Origin of the sequence: Paenibacillus endophyticus, assembly GCF_014192395.1 — a bacterium.
Classification (GTDB): Bacteria; Bacillota; Bacilli; order Paenibacillales; family Paenibacillaceae; genus Pristimantibacillus; species Pristimantibacillus endophyticus.
Window position 1 is genome coordinate 371978 of record NZ_JACHXW010000004.1, and the last position, 18062, is coordinate 390039.

Below are 18062 nucleotides of genomic sequence, written 5' to 3' on the forward strand. Positions count from 1 at the left end.
ATTATTTCAAAGGCTTCATTCCTTTATCCGCCCACGTCTCGTAAGTCGGGCCATACAGCTCAGGCGGAACCAATCCCGCTTGCCTCATCAGCACCGTCATTTGTCCTCGATGATGAGCCTGATGCAATATGGAATACTGTATGGATTCGCCATTCCGCCACTCCTCTCCTGCAATCACTTGTTTCTCGTGAAGATGGCTGTCCGTCCATTGCGTCTGTACCGCTTGGAGCATCGCTTTATTGATACGCTGATATTCCAACGCGATTTCATAGGCCGAATCCGTACCATCAGCACCCTCGTCTACTCCTTTGAAATCTAGGCCCAGCGCTCGCATATATTGAACCGAGGTAACGAGATGCCACGCCAGCTCTCCCAGCGTACGGCGATCATCGATAATTCGCTGCAGCAATGAGTCGTCGGTTAATGCCTGCAATACCCTGCTCGTTAATGCAGCCTCTTTTTCCCATTCTTTCACAATTGCTTCTATTGTCATATCCATACCCATTCCTCCCAGAACTTTTTCATCCGCATCATGAGTATACGCCTCAATCCCTGACAGAAACGGTCAGTCATTTCAATTTATTTTTCTCTAAAATAAAGAAAATGTGGTTGAATAGCAACTAGAATTAAACATAAAAAAATCAGCCTGACTTTCAGCTGATCTTTTTAATGCAGTCATATACTAGACAATGATACGAATGCCGTTCTCATCAAGTGCTTCAATCAAAGCCCGTGCCATAATATCGTAGCCCAGCAAATGAGGGTGGAGTCCATCATCGGCAAGCTCGCCGCACAGCTGCAGGCCGTCTTCAGTCGTCATAAGGGAATGATAATCGACGTATATAGCCTTTTCTCGATCTGCCAGCTCTTGCAGCTGCTGATTCACAGTGACGATGCTTGCGTTGCGAATATCATTGTTTCCGGATTGCGGCATATGGGTTGGTAGGATGGAGCAAATAATGGGAATGATTCCATTTTCCTTAGCGCTCTTTACCATGTCCCCAATATCGCCGACAAGCCCCGCAATAATCTGGTCCGCTGGTTTCCGATCCTGTGCTGTCCAGCCGTCCAAAGCCCAAAAATTGTTCACGCCGATTTTGATCACAACATGTTTAGGTTGCAGTTGAATAACATCGGCCTCGAACCTTCTTAATAGATGGCTGCTGATATCTCCGCCTATTCCACGATTCACAATAAATAGCCCGCTTCGGCCAAAATAGGTATTCAGCTCCCACATGTGGGTAATCGAATCTCCGATAAACACAAAGTCCACGGGTACCTTGTGAGCAATCAGTATTTCGTTCCCGATATCGAATTCTCCCCGGCGGCTATCCGCAGCAGCTGAAGTCCCGAAGTAGCCGGGTTTTACAATTTCTATTCGATTTGTTTTCATTTTCAATTTCCCTCTTCTTTTTTGGCATATGCCGAATCTTTAAGTTTGAGCAAAGCTTCCGCAAAATAATAATCGCCGTAAATGAGCGGCGCATCTACATAAATGCCTTTATCAAAATAACCCGTTGCATGGAGCAGCAGCCCCTCCTCATTCGAATCCCATGCGCCATAATTCTCATGCAAGGAGCGAAGAATGTCTGCGGCTCGCTGCTTATACATCTCCCCTTCCACACCAGGCAATCCTTCAGCTAATTCGATTAGTCCTGAAGCGGCAATTGCGGCTGCCGAAGAATCTCTAGGCGCATCGTCGCCGAACTCCGGCAGTCTGAAATCCCAATATGGCACGTTATCCACAGGCAAATGGTCAAGAAAAAATGTCGCGACACGCTTGGCAGCGATCGCATATTTGACCTTGCCCGTGTAAGAATAACAACGTGCAAATCCGTACAATGCCCATGCCGCTCCTCTTGCCCAGGCCGAATCGGCGGCATATCCTTGTCCGGCCAGTGCCTCGATCCGCTCGCCTGTTTCCGGGTTGAAGCTGACAATATGGTGAACGGAGCCATCCTCAAGAAGAAACTCCCGAAGCACGGTATCTGCATGAATGTCAGCAATATGTCGGTATCGCGGATCATTGATTTCTTGAGAGGCCCAGTAAAGAAGCGGCAGATTCATGAGGCAATCAATAATAGCCCATCCGCTGTGATCCTCTCCTCCCCAGTTAGGCCAAGCGCGGATGAACCCGCCTGCAGCATTGAATCTCCCAGCGAGCAAGCTGGCTGCCATTAACGCATGCCGCTTCGCTTCTTCATCTTCCAAGAGCAAATATTGATTTATGCTGCTTAAACCGAACATGAAACCGACATCATGATGCAGCTGATCGAATGCCCAGAGCGTTTGACTAATTTGTCTTTCGCATTCAACGGCAATTTGCTTGAAGCGATCATCTTTCGTTTCCCGATAAACGAGCCATAACAGCCCCGGCCAAAAGCCTGCGACCCAATCATGCGGGGAACTTCGGTCATAATGACCATTTGCGGACCCGTTCGGAAACGAAGCTCCAATGGAATGACTTGTCCGACTAATCTTTGAGATTACTTGCTGCCAAGCCTCTTCTACCCAATCTAATCTGGCATTCATTGGAAACCTCCTATTTACGTAACGGTCCGATATGCTGAGCACTATCTCTTTCGGTAAATTTCAGGGGTCACACCGTAATACTTCTTAAACGTTCTGATGAAATGCTGGGAGCTTTGATAGCCTACTCGTTCCGTAATTTCATAGATTCGATAGGAGGATTGCTCCAGTAAAATTTTCGCTTTCTCCATGCGCACGCGCAGGATGTATTCGCTCAAATTCTCACCTGTAATTTCTTTGTAAATTTGTGATAAGTAAATGGCGTTCAGATAGACAGAATCTCCGATTGATTGCAGCGTCACGTCTGTTCCAAGATGCTGCTCGATAAAAGAGTGGATCTTGTTCACCAGTTGACGGTGATTGTCATCGACATGCAGCGGGCCTTCATCGAATAAGGCGTCCAGTATGACAAGACTCCAAGCTTTCAGCAGCTTTGCCGAGTGAATCACATTGTGTTCGGCACGATTGGAGGCTGTACCGATAATATCCTCCAGCACCTTTCCCTTCTTGTGAGCGAGGTACGTAAAGCAGCTTAACATATGCAAATACGCCTCTCGCAGATGCGCGTGCGAGTCCGATTGGGAATGCTCCAGCTCTGCGAATATGTCCGAAAGCTTAAGGTTCAGCTTCTCCCGGTTACCGGTATCCATTAGCCTTAACAGCAAAGGCTGCTCATAGAGAGAGCGAAGAGGCTTTATGTCCCGATCAGGAGTTGGTTGATGGGCCGAAACAATCATTCCACGCTGCTGATTCGACTTCATGAGCTTGGAGACAATCGAGGAATAGGCGGAATGAATCTCCTCCGGAAATTGCGCCGGGTTCGAAACATAGACCGTAATCTGCCCTTTCAAATAATAATCCACGTTTTCTGTAAGCTTATTGGCTAGAGAGAGCCATATATTCTCCTGCGCCGAATCCCACTGCACATCAGATTGGCCCTCCTTCAGCTTGGGTAGGAGAAGCATAATCAAATGGCCTTGCGGCGCGATGCATGCCCATATATGAAAGGGTTCGGAAAGCAGCTCCTCCGCCATATTGAGAACGGCGAATTGGAGCAGCTTCATGTCTGCCGCACCATAAGATTCATAGAAATACGGATCTAATTTTATGGCAGCCATCTTCACTAGCTGACCGTATGCGATGGGAATCCGATACATGTCCAGTTTGTCCGTTAGCTGATTAATGGAAATATCCGTATTCTGCAGCAGCTCGAGCAGCAGGTTTTCTTTTAATAAAGGAAGGTTCTGGTGCACGATGGAGGTCGCATATTCGAAGATTTGATGCTGCTGACGTTCATTCTGGCGTTTATCCACGATTTTGCTAATCGCATCCAACAGCACCTCATCCCGTACCGGCTTAATTAAGTAATAGATGGCATGCAGCTCGATCGCTTGTTTCGCATATTCGAATTCTGCATAGCCGGTGAGCAGGATGCAATCGACTTTTTTATTCTGTTCGTTGGCGTATTCAATAAGCTCAAGCCCCGATATGCCCGGCATACGGATATCCGTAATCAAGATATCAATGGGATGCGTTCTAATGATCTCTGAAGCGGATTGACCGCTGTACGCCGTATGAATCTTAGTGATTCCGTACTGCTCCCACGGCATCGTTGTCGCTAACGAATCCACTTGATGCTTCTGGTCATCCACGATTAACAAAGATATCATGCCGCTCCCTCCTTCTCGACTATTTCCCAATACAGCTCAATTCGCAAACCGCCTAGGGCAGAATGATCAATCTGAATGCCGGAATGTTCTCCAAAATAATATTTTAATCGGTGATTCACATTCCATAATCCTGTCCTCTCGGAAATATTAACCTCTTGGCCCGTCGTTTTCCTTAGCATTTGGAGAGCATCCGAGGTCAAGCCTGAACCATTGTCCTCAATCACCAGCCTGCACACCTGATCTGCCATCCCCGTGATGGCAATCACTCCGTCTTCAAGCTTATCCTCCAAGCCATGGACGATCGCATTCTCGATAATGGGTTGAATGAGCAGCTTCGGAATTTGGAAATCCAACATGTTTTCCGGAATCGTGATCGTGTATGCCAGCTTATCGAGTTGTGAATTCATAATGTCCAAATAGCTGATGGCCAAATCGATCTCCATCCGCAGAGTAGTTACAAGCGATTCATTGCGGGTCGTATATTTATAGTAGTCGCCTAAATTATGCGCCATGGCAATGACCGACTGGTTTTTGTTCATTTTCGCCATATTCACAATGTAGGCTAGGCAATTATATAGAAAATGCGGATTAATTTGAGATTGCAGCTGCTTCATAACCGCTTCTCTGGATCGCACCTCTTCCGTATATACGCGTTTTAGCAATTGATCGATTTCGACAGCCATCCCGTTAAACGAATCGAAAAGCTGCTGGAACTCGTTTTTTCGGCGGCTTTTAATCTGATAGGCAAAGTTTTTGTTTTTGATATGCTCCACGCCTCGAATTAAAATACGGATAGGCACATGGATATGCGAATATAACAACAAAGCCGAAACGATGCCGAACAACAATAAAAGCAGCAGGATGACATAGAACAAATTCCGGCTAACGACGACGGGTTGCAAAATTTGGTCCAGCGGCTCGATATCAACCAAGCTCCAATCCATTTTGCTTGAAGCCAACGTGTAGAGCAGATACTTCTTTCCGTCAATCTTGACAATGTCATAAGATTTGGTTTTACTCGTATATTGATCCAATGGGTAGAGCTTCATCACTTGCTGGATCAGCTCGGTGTTCGCTTTGCTGCTGTATACCACCTGATCCGGACTATGATAGAAAAAAGCGTCGCTATGGCCGGCCAAAGTAAATCCATCTAGCAGATTCGTTATGTTTTGGGTGAAGAAGTCCACGCGAATAATCAGATCCGCGTTCATGAGATTATGCGGATCGACTTGATACGGCGAGAAAAAGTAGCGAGAGAACGCTTCCATTTGAACGCCGTTAACGTCTACTTTATTCAGCTTCCAATTCGCGGTAAATTGGTTCTGGACTTCCGCTTGCCCGAATATGGCAGATGACATGGTAGAAAGCGATAGATCGCTTTTGGGAAAATACACGGAAATCACGTTCATCACTTGATTGGTTATGCTGAATAAGCGGAGCTTGCTCTGGATGGATTGGATCACGTTTTGCCGGTCGTAACCGGATGGCGGCAAATTCCCGAAGGAAACGTCGCGAATCTCGGGATCTTTAGTCGCGAGCGTCGCGTACATCATATTTTGATCCAACAATCGTTCGATCTCATTGAGGAAATAAGATAATTTCTCTTCATTTCTCGTATTGATTTGGTCTTCTATTACGTGAACGCTCTGTTGATTCGTATACGCGAACAGGCCGATAATCGGTGTTACGATTAAAACGATTAGAAGAATCACCTTCGTGATGACATTCAAGGATTGCGCCTCCCCACTCCGTTTCCTACTATTGTAGCATGAGCGCGCCCTATTCTTTCACCGAACCTAACGTCATTCCCTTCACAAAATATTTTTGCAGGAAAGGATAGACGAGCAGGATGGGAAGCGTTCCGATGAAGATGAGTGCCGACTTCAAGGAGCGTTCCGATAAATTCTCCAGATCCGATGGGTTAAGACCTATCTGCGTATAATCAAACCCTGCGATCAAAGCCTGCAAGAAGGTAGCCAATGGAATTTTATTTGCCTGATTCATATAGATCATTCCGTCAAACCAAGAATTCCAATGAAAGACCATCGTGAACAAAGAAAGTGTCGCAATAGAGGGCAAGGAGATCGGGAAAAATATTGTGAATAACACACGGAAATGGCCTGCCCCATCTATCGCGGCAGCTTCCTCGAGCTCCTTCGGAATGCCGCGGAAGAAATTCATCATCAGAACCACATTGAATACGTTGACGGCAACAGGCAGTATCAATGCCCAAAGTGAATTCATTAAACCTGCCTTTTGCACGACAAGATAAGTTGGGATGAGTCCGCCGTGAAACAGCATCGTGAATACAAAAAACCATGCGTAAACGGTTCTGCCACGGAAATATCGGTTGTCCTTGGACATCGAATAAGCGGCCAGCATTGTAAGCGTCATCGAGATCAGCGTTCCAAAAACCGTCCTAAGAATGCTTACTTTGAATGCAACCAGAAAATTGTTGCTGTTTAATGCTTTCTCGTAAGCATCCCACGTGAATCCGATCGGCCATAATTTGACCAAAAAAGAAGTCGTCGCATAATTCGAGCTTAACGATACAGCCAGTACGTGGATCATCGGAAGGATGCACAGAATGGCAACAATCGATAGGAACAGATGGTTTGCATACTGAAACATCCGGTTAGAAAACTTAAGTTTGAGCATCGTTTTATATCCTCTCAGAAAATCCTGTAATTGGCATATTTAGACGCTAGTTTATACGTTGTGGCAATCAACACGAATCCGATGACCGATTTGAAGAAACCAACCGCCGTAGCCAAGCTGAACGAGCCCTGCAAAAGACCTACGCGGTACACGTAAGTGTCGATAATATCGCCTTTCTGGTAAACGAGCGGATTGTACATATTGTAGACTTGATCAAAACCTGCATTCAAAATATTGCCTAAGGATAATGTAGCGATTACGATTGCTATCGGGATAACAGCCGGGATCGTAATGTGAATCGCTTTGTTGAAATTGTTGGCGCCGTCGATATCGGCAGCTTCATAAAGACTTTGGTTAATGCCAGTCATAGCCGCCAAATAAATGATCGTCCCGAAGCCGAATTCCTTCCATACATCGCTCGTAACTAAGGTGAAGCGAAACCAGTCTCCGCTGCCTAGGAAGAAAATACGGTTAAGTCCTAAACCTTCGAGTAGCTGATTGATCAATCCGTTAGTAGCTAGTAAATCTGTCAAAATGCCCCCGAGAATAACCCAATTCAAAAAATGCGGCAAATAAATAAGCGATTGAATCGTTCTTTTGAACAGCATGGCCCGCACTTCGTTAAGAAACAAAGAGAATGCAAAGGGAACGATGGCGCCGACAATAATTTTGAATATGGCAATGATAAAGGTATTCCAGATGACCTGTATGGCAGTTGGGTCATTAAACATAAATTTAAAGTGCTTCAGCCCGACGAACGGTGACTTCAAGATTCCTAGCCACGGCTTAAAATCCTCAAAACCGATCAAAAACCCAGCCATCGGAATGTAATTGAAGACGATTAATAACAAGACTGACGGCAGCAGGAAGAGATGGAGCGGCCATGTTTTTCGAAAATACATTTTCATCCCGTAATTCTCCCATCGATGCTTGATTATGGATAAGCAAATGCGGAGTGAAATCGTTAGCCTTGTTCTCCGCATTTGCTTCTTAATCATGAACGGTATATCACTTCATGCTCGTAACAGCTTCATTCACTTCTTTTGTAATTTGCATGCCGCCCTGATCATTCCATTGCTTAACGAAGGTATCGAAATAATCCAATGGTTGTTTGCCATAAATGATTTGCAGGAACGTTTGCTCTTCCAACGTAGAGAGCTGATCCCACTTCTCTTTCATGGTTGTGGTATTGGCACCGTAAAATCCGCTCGGCACGTCTTGCGCAAGCTGCTCATAAGCAACGGCGAACCCATCAATCGTCAATTTCCCGTTGCTCGCTGCTAGTTTCTGCTCAAAGACATTATTCAATTGTCCCGAAGCGACGCGCTGATAAATATTCGGCCCTTCCATGACATTCGTAGGCGATGTCCCCGATGCAGGAGAAAGCATTAAGTACGCATTTAGGCTCACGATGCCATCCGGAACGTCTTTCCATTCGGGCTTGCCGTCTTTCAATACATAGTCATACCCTTCGCCGTAGCCCTTATCGAACGGACATTTCGGATCCTCGATCGCACAGCCATATAACGTATCCCAATATTTGAAGATCGCTTCCATTTGGTTGAAATCTTTGCTGAACACATAGGTCCCATAGGATGGAAGCGAAGCTTGCCGCCCCACTTCGCCGTTCACCCCTGCCGGAAGCGGATAAGGCTTAATAGACAGCGATTGATTTTTGCCTTCTGCTTCCGCAACCGCTGTACCAATCGGCCAGCCTCCTGACCATCCAGGTGCAAACGCGATGCCGGCTTTGCCCGACGTGAAATCCGCCATCGCTTTGGCAGCGTCCTGCGTTCCGAAATCAGGACTTAAATATCCTTTAGTGAACCAATCCTTGAGCTTCCCAAGTCCATCTTTGACGCCTGATAGGGTTGATCCGTATTGCAAGCTGCCGCTTTCGTCCTTGATCCATAAGTAAGGTTGATCCTGGCCGAATATAAAGGAAGTATCTGCCATGTAGTTGCTTGTAGGGTGATAGTAGCCCGTATTCCCGCCCAATGCCAATCCGTACGTATCGTTTTTGTTATTGCGATCTGGATCTTGGTTAGTGAACGCTTCCATAACTGCATCAAATTCCGCAATGTTGGTAGGAGCCTTCAAACCGAGCTTATCCAGCCAATCCTGCCGGACCCACATCACTGTTGCTCCTACGATGCCATTGGAAATTGTCGGCAATCCGTATATTTTGCCGTCTCGTTTAACCGAATTCCAAATTTCCGGGTTTTTGATATAGGAGTCCTTGACTCTCTCCGTAGCATATTTCTCGAAAGCTTCGTCTATCGACTGAATTTTGCCTGAGGCGACTAGATCTTCGAATAACGTTCCTGATGTGGATAGGACATCGGGCAGTGCTTCTCCGCTTGTCATAGCTAATCGCACCTTAGTCTCCAATGAGTCGGTAACCACCCATTTATACTTGGTAACGATGCCCAGGTTATCTTTAAACCAGCGGGAGATCGGATTATCTTCAGGCGTATCTCCATTCCGCAGCTTGTCAGAAGGCTTCAGCTGAAGAGCTGCTGTAATCGTAACCGGCGGATCAAATTTCGTTCGATCATTAGGCTGTGGCTCGACTGTCGGGCTTTCTTCGTTAGTGCTAGTGGGGCTCGTGCTTTCCGTTTCCTTCACTTCTGGTGAATTTCCAGTATTCGTGCCGTTCGAGCATGCGACCACCATACTCATACATAAAATGATGCTTATCATTGCTGCAATTAACTTCCGTTGCCCTTTCATCGTACTCCCCCTCGTTTATGTTCCCTGCATGATCTATTATTTCATCTCCGCCAATTGAATGAAATGATCCGTTCTCAAGATCATGAACTTTCATTAGTTATGTTTCTAGTCTTGCGCAGCAGCTCGTCATGAATCTGGAACTTGCTTTGAAATAAAAAAAGCTGGACCGATTATTACTCGATCCAGCTTCTTACGCTATTTCATGCTATTTCCGGGTTGTCCTACCATTGCCTACACGACTGCTTCCGCCGTCTCGAACTGGCTGTTGTACAAATCAGCATAGAAACCGTTCGCTGCTAGCAGCTCATGGTGATTGCCGCTCTCAATAATATCACCGTCCTTCATGACGAGGATGATATCGGCATTCTTAATCGTTGACAGCCGATGCGCAATGACGAACGAGGTTCTTCCCGCCATTAGCCGGTCCATCGCTTCTTGAATGAGAAGCTCCGTTCTCGTATCGACAGAGCTTGTCGCCTCGTCGAGAATGAGCAGCGGGGCGTTCGCGATGAGCGCTCTTGCAATTGTAATAAGCTGCTTCTGCCCTGCGGATAGATTCACTTGCTCGTTCAAGACCGTATCGTAGCCATGCGTCAAGGTTCGGATAAAATGATCAATACCTACCGCCTTGCAGACGTCCTTCACGTCGGCATCCGTAACGCCTTGCTTATTGAAGACGATATTTTCTTTGATCGTCCCCTCGAACAGCCATGTGTCCTGAAGCACCATACAAAACTGCTCATGAACATTTTCCCGTGGTAGCTCATGGATCGGTACGCCGTCGATGGTAATTTCCCCGCCGTTCAGCTCGTAGAACCGCATCAGCAAATTAACGATGGTTGTCTTCCCCGCACCCGTCGGCCCAACGATGGCGATCTTCTGGCCCGGTAACGCGCGGGCTGAGAAATCGTTAATGATAAGCTTATTCGGATCATATCCGAAGGTAACGTTCCGGAACTCTACCTGCCCCTTTACATTCTTCAGCATCTTCGATTTATGCTTCTCGTCTTCGAGCTCCTTCTCCTCCAGAAATTCAAAAACGCGTGCGGCTGCGGCTGCGGTCGATTGCAGACTTGTCGCAGCTTGCGCGATTTGCCCTAGGGGCTGCGTGAACAATCGGACATAAAGCATGAAAGCAACGATAACACCAAACGAAATTTGGCCATCCATTGCTAATGCTCCTCCGACAATACATACCGCCACATAGCCGAAGTTGCCGACAAACATCATAAGCGGCATCGTCAAGCCGGATAAGAATTGCGACTTCCATGAGCTTTCATACAATTTTTCATTGATCTCGTTAAAGGTTTCCTTCGCCTTCTGCTCGCCATTGTAAACCTTAACGACATCGTAGCCTGAGAAGATTTCTTCGACATGGCCATTCATTGCACCCAGATTCGCCTGCTGATGCACGAAATGGGTTTGCGATTTTTTGATCATCACAGTCATAAACGCAAATCCTAGAAACGTCGAAACAATCGCAGTCACCGACATCCATACATTGGTATAGAACATCATAACCAATGAGCCAACTAGCATTGTAACGGAAGTGACAAGCATGCCGACACTCTGATTCATGGTTTGTCCGATCGTGTCGATGTCATTCGTGACACGGCTCAACACGTCCCCGTTGCTGTTGGAATCGAAATACTTAAGTGGAAGCTTGTTGATCTTCTTAGAGATTCGCGTACGCAAACTTTTTGTAACCTTCTGCGTTACCGTAGCCATAATATAGCCTTGGAAGAACGAAAAGATGACGCTTAATCCATAAAGGACGGAAAGAAGTATGCCAATGCCGAGCACCGCATCCATGTCGATTTCGCCCATTAGCCCTACGGTAATGTGATCCGTCATTTCTTGCAGCTTGCTTGGCCCGACAATCGTAAATATCGTACCGACGACGGACAGCAGCAAGGCTATTATAATTAGAGGAACATAAGGACGGCAATACGCGACGAGCTTGCCCATTGTGCCTTTGAAATCGATGCTTTGCTTGGTTGCAACCTGTTGTTTAGCCAATTTCAAGCTCCTCCTTCGATAACTGAGAGTTCGCGATCTGACGATATACCTCGCAGGTCTGAAGCAGCTCTTGATGCGTGCCTCTTCCTACGATCTTGCCTTCGTCGAGAACGAGTATGAGATCAGCTTCCTTAATCGTTCCGATTCGCTGCCCCACGATCAGATTCGTGGCGCCGGTTGTTTCTTGATTCAGCATGGAGCGCAGCTGACGATCTGTCTTATAATCAAGTGCTGAGAAGGAATCGTCGAAAATGTAAATGTCAGGCTTCCGGAATACAGCACGAGCGATAGATAACCGCTGCTTCTGCCCGCCGGACAAGTTCGATCCGCCTTGCGAGATACTGCCTTCGTATCCGCCTTCCAGCTTTTCAACGAACTCTTGGCCTTTGGCGATCGCTACCGCTTTCTTCACATCTTCAGCCGAGCCTTCCACACGACCGTTATCCCCGTAGGCGACGTTCGACGTGACGGTTCCGCTAAACAAAACGGTTTTCTGAGGAACATAACCGAGCTTGTTGTGAAGTTCCCGCAGCGTGTAATCTTTCACGTTCAAACCTTGGACAAGCACTTCTCCCTCTGACACGTCATAAAATCTCGGAATTAAGTTCAGCAGCGTACTTTTGCCACTGCCCGTCGAGCCGATGAAGGCAACCGTCTCGCCCCTGCGCGCAACGAAGCTAATGTCCTTAAGCACATATTCATCCGAATCTGCGTATTTGAAGCCAACATTCCGGAATTCAATCTCTCCTGCTTTGGCGGCATTAGCCGATCTCGAACCGCCATCCTTGATGCTTGGTTCCGTATTTAAAACTTCCATTACACGCTTGGCAGAAACCGATGCCCGCGGCAGCATGAAGAACACCATCGATAACATCATAAAGGCCATAACAATCTGCATGGCGTAGGAAGAGAAGATGACCATATCGCTAAACAAGCCGAGCCTTGCCGCTGTATCCGCCCCGTTGATCAAATAGGCGCCGATCCAATAAATCGCTAAGCTTAATCCACTCATGATCAGACTCATGACCGGCATCATTAAAGCCATTAATCGGCTAGTGAACAGATTCGCATCGGTTAACTCCCGATTCGCGTGATCGAACTTCACTTCCTGGCTTGGTCCCGCATTATAGGCACGAATGACACGCAGTCCATTCAATCCTTCCCTCGTTACCCGGTTCAATTGATCCGTTAGCCCTTGAATCAATCTGAACTTCGGCATGGCAAATAAAATAACGATCCCTATCATAAGAAGCAAAAGTGCGACCGATACGCCGGAAGAGAGCGTCCATTGCCAGTTCTTGCTGGAGATTTTTACAATCGCCCAGACTGCTAGAATTGGCGCTTTAATCATGACTTGAAGACCCATAGCCACAATCGTTTGTACTTGCGTAATGTCGTTCGTGGAACGGGTAATAAGGCTCGCCGTCGAGAATTGATTCATTTCGGCCATCGAGAACGACTCAACCTTGTCGAAGAGCATGCTTCTGAGCCTCTTCGCGAGTGAAGCGGCGCTCTGCGCAACCAAATAGACGACGATAAAGGACGCAATTAAGCTTCCAATCGCACATATCATCATGTAGGCGCCTGGTTTCCAGACCTCGCTTAAGGAGCTGCCTTCCGTCTGTACTAGTTTTGTGATTTCTGCCAAATAATCGGGTAGCTTGAGATCGAGCCATACCTGGAACACGATAAATGCGGTACTGATGACGATAAACCAAACATTTTTAGGATTGAAATATTTCAAAATCTTAAGCATTTATCAAACGCTCCTTCACCATGTTGTTAGCCATAGAACTGTAAGTCTACTAACCATATTACAATAATTAAAGCCGCCCTAACAACTTTGACGACTGCTACTCCAGATTACTTTTAATTTTATCAAGCACAGAATAAAAGGTATCGAGCTCCTCTCGCGTTAACCCCTTCTTCAACTCGCGCTCGATTTCAGCATACTTGCCGATTATCGCTTCATAATACTCGTGCGCGGTCGGCGTAAGGATGATCTGCTTCAATCGTGCATCGTAGGGAACAGGCTGCCTTGTGATGAGGTTCTTTTTCTCCATTAATTGCAAAATCTTGCTCGCCGTCGAACGACGAATCGTAAACTTGTTTTCGAAATCGCGTTGAAAAATTTCTTTGTCCTGGTTATCGACAAAATACTTCAGCACCCAACCGTGCATGCCGGTTAATTGATCGCCGTATTTTTGAGTCATAAACCCGTCAACCTGTCTCTGCAGCATATTTCTCAGCGTTCGGAGTTCCAGCGCAATTGATCGGTCTGCCTTCATTTCGCCCTCCTTGTCTCTATTCCAATTCAGCTCCATTTCATTTTAGCATATAACTTGTTAGTCGACTAACATATTTGCGACTCCTTGATTAGCACTTTCCCGACTTTTTTATGGGTAGATTGCGACTTAAACCTCGGCGCCACAAATCCGTCACAACTTGCTCATTGTGCATCGTTGCCCATTGGGCAATAATATATATATACATTCCATGTTAAAGAAGCTGCTAGTCAATCTGAAAAGAGGTGAACGCTTAAGCGTTACATGATGAACAAACAAAGTTTACGCGATATGAAAAGGGAAGCAACCGGGAATGCGCTTGCCGATGCAGCTTTCGCTCTTGCTCTGGAGAAAGGGTTGGACGGCTTTGTCGTCGAGGATGTCGTTCAGCGTGCCGGTTATTCCAGAAGAACGTTTGCGAATCACTATTCCTGCAAGGAGGAAGCGATCGCTTCGGCGGCTCTCATCTTCAATGGCGCTGATGAAATCAAGGAATGGATAGCAGGCTTAAACGAAAATGTCCCTCCCCTTGAGATCCTGTATCATTTGATGAAGATGCAGCTTACAGCAGATCATTTCGTGAAATTACAACAGCTTGTTTCGCTTTCGAAGCAGTACCCGTCACTTGAGCCATACATACTCAGCGGGCTGCACCGTTTGCAAATATCCGCCCAGGAGACAATAAGTAACTTATCCCACGGACGTTATCCCGAAGGGTACACGCATCTGCTCGTCGGCGCTGTTTACGGAGCTGTCTTGCCCTTGCTGGATGGCAGCCTCAACGTGCTGCTTCCTGGACAGACTGCCCCTGAAATGCCTGAAGCAGTTACACTCGATCATTATTTGGATGATATGTTCGGTTACTTGCGCAACGGTTTCTAGTTCAAGATCACATGTTATTTCTTTATGCAAAGGAGAATCATTAACGCATGTCAATTTTTCTGTACAGATTAGGCAAATCAGCTTATAGCAAACCATGGTATTTCATTGTCAGTTGGATCGCGCTCCTCGGCATTGTTCTCACGATTTTGGGTATCAATGGCATTCATGTTACTTCTGACATGAAAATCGAGGGCACTGAATCGCAGAAAGTGCTGGACCAGTTAACAGCAGAGCTGCCCGAAGCATCAGGCGGACAGGCAAGCATTGTATTTACGGCGCCAGAGGGCGAGAGTCTGAATACGCCGGATCGTTTGAGCTCTATTAACGAAGCTGTTAATGAGGTATACAAGCTGGAATATGTAATTAATCCGATTGAATTGGCTGCGCAAGCTGGAGCATCAATGACTGACGCGGCTGCGCAAGGCAGCCAAACGACGCAAGGCGAAGCAGCTGCCGGGTCAACGCAAGGAGCTGCAAGCGAATTGCCGCCCTACGGCCCGCTGATGATAGATGGCGTTCCGGTACCGGGCGTCATGATCGCCTCGGACAGCAGCGTTGCCCTGTTCCAATTCCAGTTTACGGTTCAGCAAATGTCGCTGCCGGAATGGGTCCCTGATTCGGTCATCGATGCTGTCATGACAGTCGAGAAGACCGGAATTACTGCATTGCCGAGTGACTCGCTGTCCACTAAGCCTGCAATCGGCTCGACGGAAGCCATCGGTATTGCCGTCGCTGCCGTAGTTCTGTTCATGACTCTCGGTTCGGTTGTTGCTGCAGGCTTGCCTCTTCTGACTGCTCTCATTGGAGTTGGAATAAGTGTAGGCGGCGCTTTTGCCTTCTCGAATATTTTCCATATGACCGATCTTACGCCTGTGCTGGCACTTATGGTCGGGCTTGCTGTCGGTATTGATTATTCTCTGTTTATCGTCAACCGTCAGCGCCGCATGATTCTAGAACAGGGAATTAGCGCACAGGAAGCGGCAAGCAGAGCAGTCGGCACCGCAGGCAGTGCAGTATTCTTTGCCGGTTTAACCGTTATTATTGCATTGTGCGGCATGGTTGTTATCGGGATCGGCTTCTTGTCTGCAATGGCGCTTGTTGCCGCTGTAGCTGTTCTTGCCAATGTGCTAGTCGCATTGACCCTGCTGCCGGCTTTACTCGGTCTCGTTGGTGAACGCATCTGCTCGGCCAAGGCTCGCACGAAGAACAGCAGCCAAAGCAGCAAAAATCCGAATGGGTTCGCGCATCGCTGGGTATCTGGAGTCGTAAAAGGCCGCTGGGCTATCATCGTTGCCGTCATCGTTATCCTCGGTGCGGCCGCAATCCCTGCTGCGAAAATGGAAATGGGCATCCCATCAGGTGCGACTGCGAACTTTGATACAACAGCAAGACAGAGCTACGATGCGATTTCAAATGGATTCGGCGAGGGCTTCAACGGCCCGCTGCTCCTGGTTGCCGAGCCGCAAGGTTCTTCGGAAGCCATTACGATGGAAGCGCTTGGTGCTCTTGTTCAAGAGCTGCAGCAGCATGACAACGTTTCTGTCGTTACGCCTATGGGCGTCAACGAATCCGGAGATATGGCCATTATTAGCCTCATCCCAAAAACGGGTCCTACGGATAAAGAGACGAAGGATTTGGTACAGGAGCTCCGTGCCAATGACTCCAGTATGTCGAAGTCTTATGACATTAAGATAGGCGTTACTGGTTTTACAGCCATCAACATCGATATGTCGTCGAAGCTGGCTGAGGTGTTCCCGATCTACGTCATTATTATCGTCATTCTTTCGATCATCATTCTGCTTCTCGTATTCCGTTCAATCATCGTTCCCGTCAAAGCGACGGTCGGGTTCCTGCTCAGCATTCTCGCCACCTTCGGGATAACGACTGCCGTATTCCAATGGGGCTGGGTGAATGATCTATTCGGTTTCGACACGGGCGGTCCGCTGCTCAGTTTCATGCCGATTATGGTTACGGGCATACTATACGGGCTAGCGATGGATTATCAAGTGTTCCTTGTCAGCTCCATGCGAGAGTCCTACGTTCATGGACATCATGGCAAAGAGAGCGTCATTCACGGCTACGATCAAGCAAGCAGAGTCGTCGTAGCGGCTGCAGTTATCATGGTTTCCGTGTTCGCCGGCTTTATCTTTGCACATGATATTATGATTAAGCAGATCGGCTTCGCGCTTGCGATCGGCATACTAATCGACGCGTTTTTCGTCCGTATGGCTCTCGTACCGGCAGTCATGGCCGTATTCGGAGATAAAGCATGGTGGCTTCCGAAATGGTTAGACCGCCTTCTGCCGAACCTTGACGTCGAAGGAGATAAGCTGCTTGCTCAGCTGAAGGAACAGGAACGCTCAGGTAACGTCAAGACTAATTTGCGTAAAGTTCGGTAAGATTATTTCATGCATTCATGAATCGTCCTAGTAAAATACGGAAGTAGCCAGAACCTTCACCTCCACTTTTAAAGTGGTGTTGAAGGTTTTTTTACGGATAGATCCGACCACATATTCCCTGCCTCCGAAGTTTGCTGCACAAACTCGCCTAACCGCTGCAACATATTCTTTGGTGCCTGCGTTTGTATGTGTGAATGAGCAATTGATTCATAATCCGCACATAAAGGAGATTTGAAATCCATCATGAATAAGACACAACGCATCAAAAAAATAACAATTGCCGCTATGATCGCAGGCGTATCCGCTCTTTCTGTCGCAAGCTTTACAGGATCACTCGTTCCGGACAAAGCAGCCGCCGCAGCGGCCGTTTCCAAAGCCGATAACGCTCAAGCGCTTAAGACGCTGAATAGCTTTTACAAAGTAGCACTAAAAGGCCAATTCCCTGGCAATGTTAAAGGACTAACACTCGGTACAAGCACCCGCCAAGACGTACAGGACCTAATTGGAAAAGCGGAAGCGCCTGGCAAGGATGCGGATGCGTTTGACGTTTATCATGCCGAAATGGGTCATCCCGGTTATGCCATATCCTATAAATTGAACAAAATTCGCGAGCTTCGCTATTTCGGTACCAACGTGGAGCGGCAAAACAATATTGGCGGCATTACGCAAAGCATGCTATACAAAGCATGGGGAATGCCGAGCTCTGCGAAGACGATCCACAATGGTAAACTGACCCAGAAGAAAATCGTATACAATCGCGGCGATTACCAGCTTTCCTTCATTTTCAATAGCAGCACGGAGCTAGACCACATCAATCTCACGCATAAATAAATCCAACATGTAATGGTTAACATAAAGAAAGGCTTCCGATTGAATAAAATCGGAAG

The 18062-nt window shown here is 47.1% G+C and carries 14 protein-coding genes; 3 read left to right on the forward strand and 11 right to left on the reverse strand.

Going from position 1 to position 18062, the window contains the following annotated elements; all coding sequences use genetic code 11:
• Position 1: 1 nt before the first annotated feature.
• The 11 genes from FHS16_RS09340 to FHS16_RS09390 form a co-directional block, all read right to left on the reverse strand.
• Complete coding sequence (locus FHS16_RS09340) at positions 2-499, reverse strand: DinB family protein (RefSeq protein WP_183561192.1); 498 nt, start codon at positions 497-499, stop codon at positions 2-4.
• Between the two features lie 183 nt (positions 500-682).
• Positions 683-1393, reverse strand: coding sequence for a GDSL-type esterase/lipase family protein (locus FHS16_RS09345; RefSeq protein WP_183561194.1), 711 nt, complete (start codon positions 1391-1393; stop codon positions 683-685).
• Between the two features lie 2 nt (positions 1394-1395).
• Positions 1396-2532, reverse strand: coding sequence for a glycoside hydrolase family 88 protein (locus FHS16_RS09350; protein ID WP_183561196.1), 1137 nt, complete (start codon positions 2530-2532; stop codon positions 1396-1398).
• Between the two features lie 41 nt (positions 2533-2573).
• Positions 2574-4199: a response regulator transcription factor gene (locus tag FHS16_RS09355; RefSeq protein WP_183561198.1), complete on the reverse strand. Its 1626-nt coding sequence runs from the start codon at positions 4197-4199 to the stop codon at positions 2574-2576.
• Complete coding sequence (locus tag FHS16_RS09360; RefSeq protein WP_183561201.1) at positions 4196-5929, reverse strand: sensor histidine kinase; 1734 nt, start codon at positions 5927-5929, stop codon at positions 4196-4198. Before FHS16_RS09360 ends, FHS16_RS09355 begins: the two co-directional genes overlap by 4 nt.
• Positions 5930-5978: 49 nt before the next feature.
• On the reverse strand, positions 5979-6857 hold the full coding sequence (locus tag FHS16_RS09365) for a carbohydrate ABC transporter permease (protein WP_183561203.1): 879 nt from the start codon (positions 6855-6857) through the stop codon (positions 5979-5981).
• Between the two features lie 14 nt (positions 6858-6871).
• Positions 6872-7765 (reverse strand): ABC transporter permease, encoded by an 894-nt coding sequence (locus FHS16_RS09370; RefSeq protein ID WP_246431674.1) that lies wholly within the window; start codon positions 7763-7765, stop codon positions 6872-6874.
• A 100-nt stretch (positions 7766-7865) separates the two neighbouring features.
• Positions 7866-9590, reverse strand: coding sequence for an extracellular solute-binding protein (locus FHS16_RS09375; protein ID WP_183561205.1), 1725 nt, complete (start codon positions 9588-9590; stop codon positions 7866-7868).
• Between the two features lie 231 nt (positions 9591-9821).
• On the reverse strand, positions 9822-11558 hold the full coding sequence (locus FHS16_RS09380; protein ID WP_183561417.1) for an ABC transporter ATP-binding protein: 1737 nt from the start codon (positions 11556-11558) through the stop codon (positions 9822-9824).
• Between the two features lie 43 nt (positions 11559-11601).
• On the reverse strand, positions 11602-13365 hold the full coding sequence (locus FHS16_RS09385) for an ABC transporter ATP-binding protein (protein ID WP_183561208.1): 1764 nt from the start codon (positions 13363-13365) through the stop codon (positions 11602-11604).
• A 97-nt stretch (positions 13366-13462) separates the two neighbouring features.
• Positions 13463-13897 (reverse strand): MarR family winged helix-turn-helix transcriptional regulator, encoded by a 435-nt coding sequence (locus tag FHS16_RS09390; protein WP_183561210.1) that lies wholly within the window; start codon positions 13895-13897, stop codon positions 13463-13465.
• 288 nt (positions 13898-14185) lie between these two features.
• Here FHS16_RS09390 and FHS16_RS09395 point away from each other — a divergent pair, with 288 nt between their 5' ends.
• From FHS16_RS09395 to FHS16_RS09405, 3 genes are all read left to right on the forward strand, one after another.
• A complete protein-coding gene (locus tag FHS16_RS09395) occupies positions 14186-14776 on the forward strand; it encodes a TetR/AcrR family transcriptional regulator (RefSeq protein ID WP_246431675.1) in 591 nt (196 codons plus the stop codon).
• A 47-nt stretch (positions 14777-14823) separates the two neighbouring features.
• A complete protein-coding gene (locus FHS16_RS09400; protein WP_183561214.1) occupies positions 14824-17175 on the forward strand; it encodes an MMPL family transporter in 2352 nt (783 codons plus the stop codon).
• A gap of 243 nt (positions 17176-17418) precedes the next feature.
• On the forward strand, positions 17419-18006 hold the full coding sequence (locus tag FHS16_RS09405) for a YjgB family protein (RefSeq protein ID WP_183561216.1): 588 nt from the start codon (positions 17419-17421) through the stop codon (positions 18004-18006).
• The last annotated feature ends 56 nt before the right edge of the window (positions 18007-18062 follow it).

Excerpts from the sequence above, each read along its gene's own strand:
- FHS16_RS09365 (WP_183561203.1), bottom strand. The coding sequence starts at position 6,857 with ATGCTCAAACTTAAGTTTTCTAACCGGATGTTTCAGTATGCAAACCAT.
- FHS16_RS09345 (WP_183561194.1), bottom strand. The coding sequence starts at position 1,393 with ATGAAAACAAATCGAATAGAAATTGTAAAACCCGGCTACTTCGGGACT.
- FHS16_RS09400 (WP_183561214.1), top strand. The coding sequence starts at position 14,824 with ATGTCAATTTTTCTGTACAGATTAGGCAAATCAGCTTATAGCAAACCA.
- FHS16_RS09355 (WP_183561198.1), bottom strand. The coding sequence starts at position 4,199 with ATGATATCTTTGTTAATCGTGGATGACCAGAAGCATCAAGTGGATTCG.
- FHS16_RS09380 (WP_183561417.1), bottom strand. The coding sequence starts at position 11,558 with ATGGGCAAGCTCGTCGCGTATTGCCGTCCTTATGTTCCTCTAATTATA.
- FHS16_RS09375 (WP_183561205.1), bottom strand. The coding sequence starts at position 9,590 with ATGAAAGGGCAACGGAAGTTAATTGCAGCAATGATAAGCATCATTTTA.
- FHS16_RS09350 (WP_183561196.1), bottom strand. The coding sequence starts at position 2,532 with ATGAATGCCAGATTAGATTGGGTAGAAGAGGCTTGGCAGCAAGTAATC.
- FHS16_RS09340 (WP_183561192.1), bottom strand. The coding sequence starts at position 499 with ATGGATATGACAATAGAAGCAATTGTGAAAGAATGGGAAAAAGAGGCT.
- FHS16_RS09370 (WP_246431674.1), bottom strand. The coding sequence starts at position 7,765 with ATGAAAATGTATTTTCGAAAAACATGGCCGCTCCATCTCTTCCTGCTG.
- FHS16_RS09385 (WP_183561208.1), bottom strand. The coding sequence starts at position 13,365 with ATGCTTAAGATTTTGAAATATTTCAATCCTAAAAATGTTTGGTTTATC.
- FHS16_RS09405 (WP_183561216.1), top strand. The coding sequence starts at position 17,419 with ATGAATAAGACACAACGCATCAAAAAAATAACAATTGCCGCTATGATC.
- FHS16_RS09395 (WP_246431675.1), top strand. The coding sequence starts at position 14,186 with ATGAAAAGGGAAGCAACCGGGAATGCGCTTGCCGATGCAGCTTTCGCT.
- FHS16_RS09390 (WP_183561210.1), bottom strand. The coding sequence starts at position 13,897 with ATGAAGGCAGACCGATCAATTGCGCTGGAACTCCGAACGCTGAGAAAT.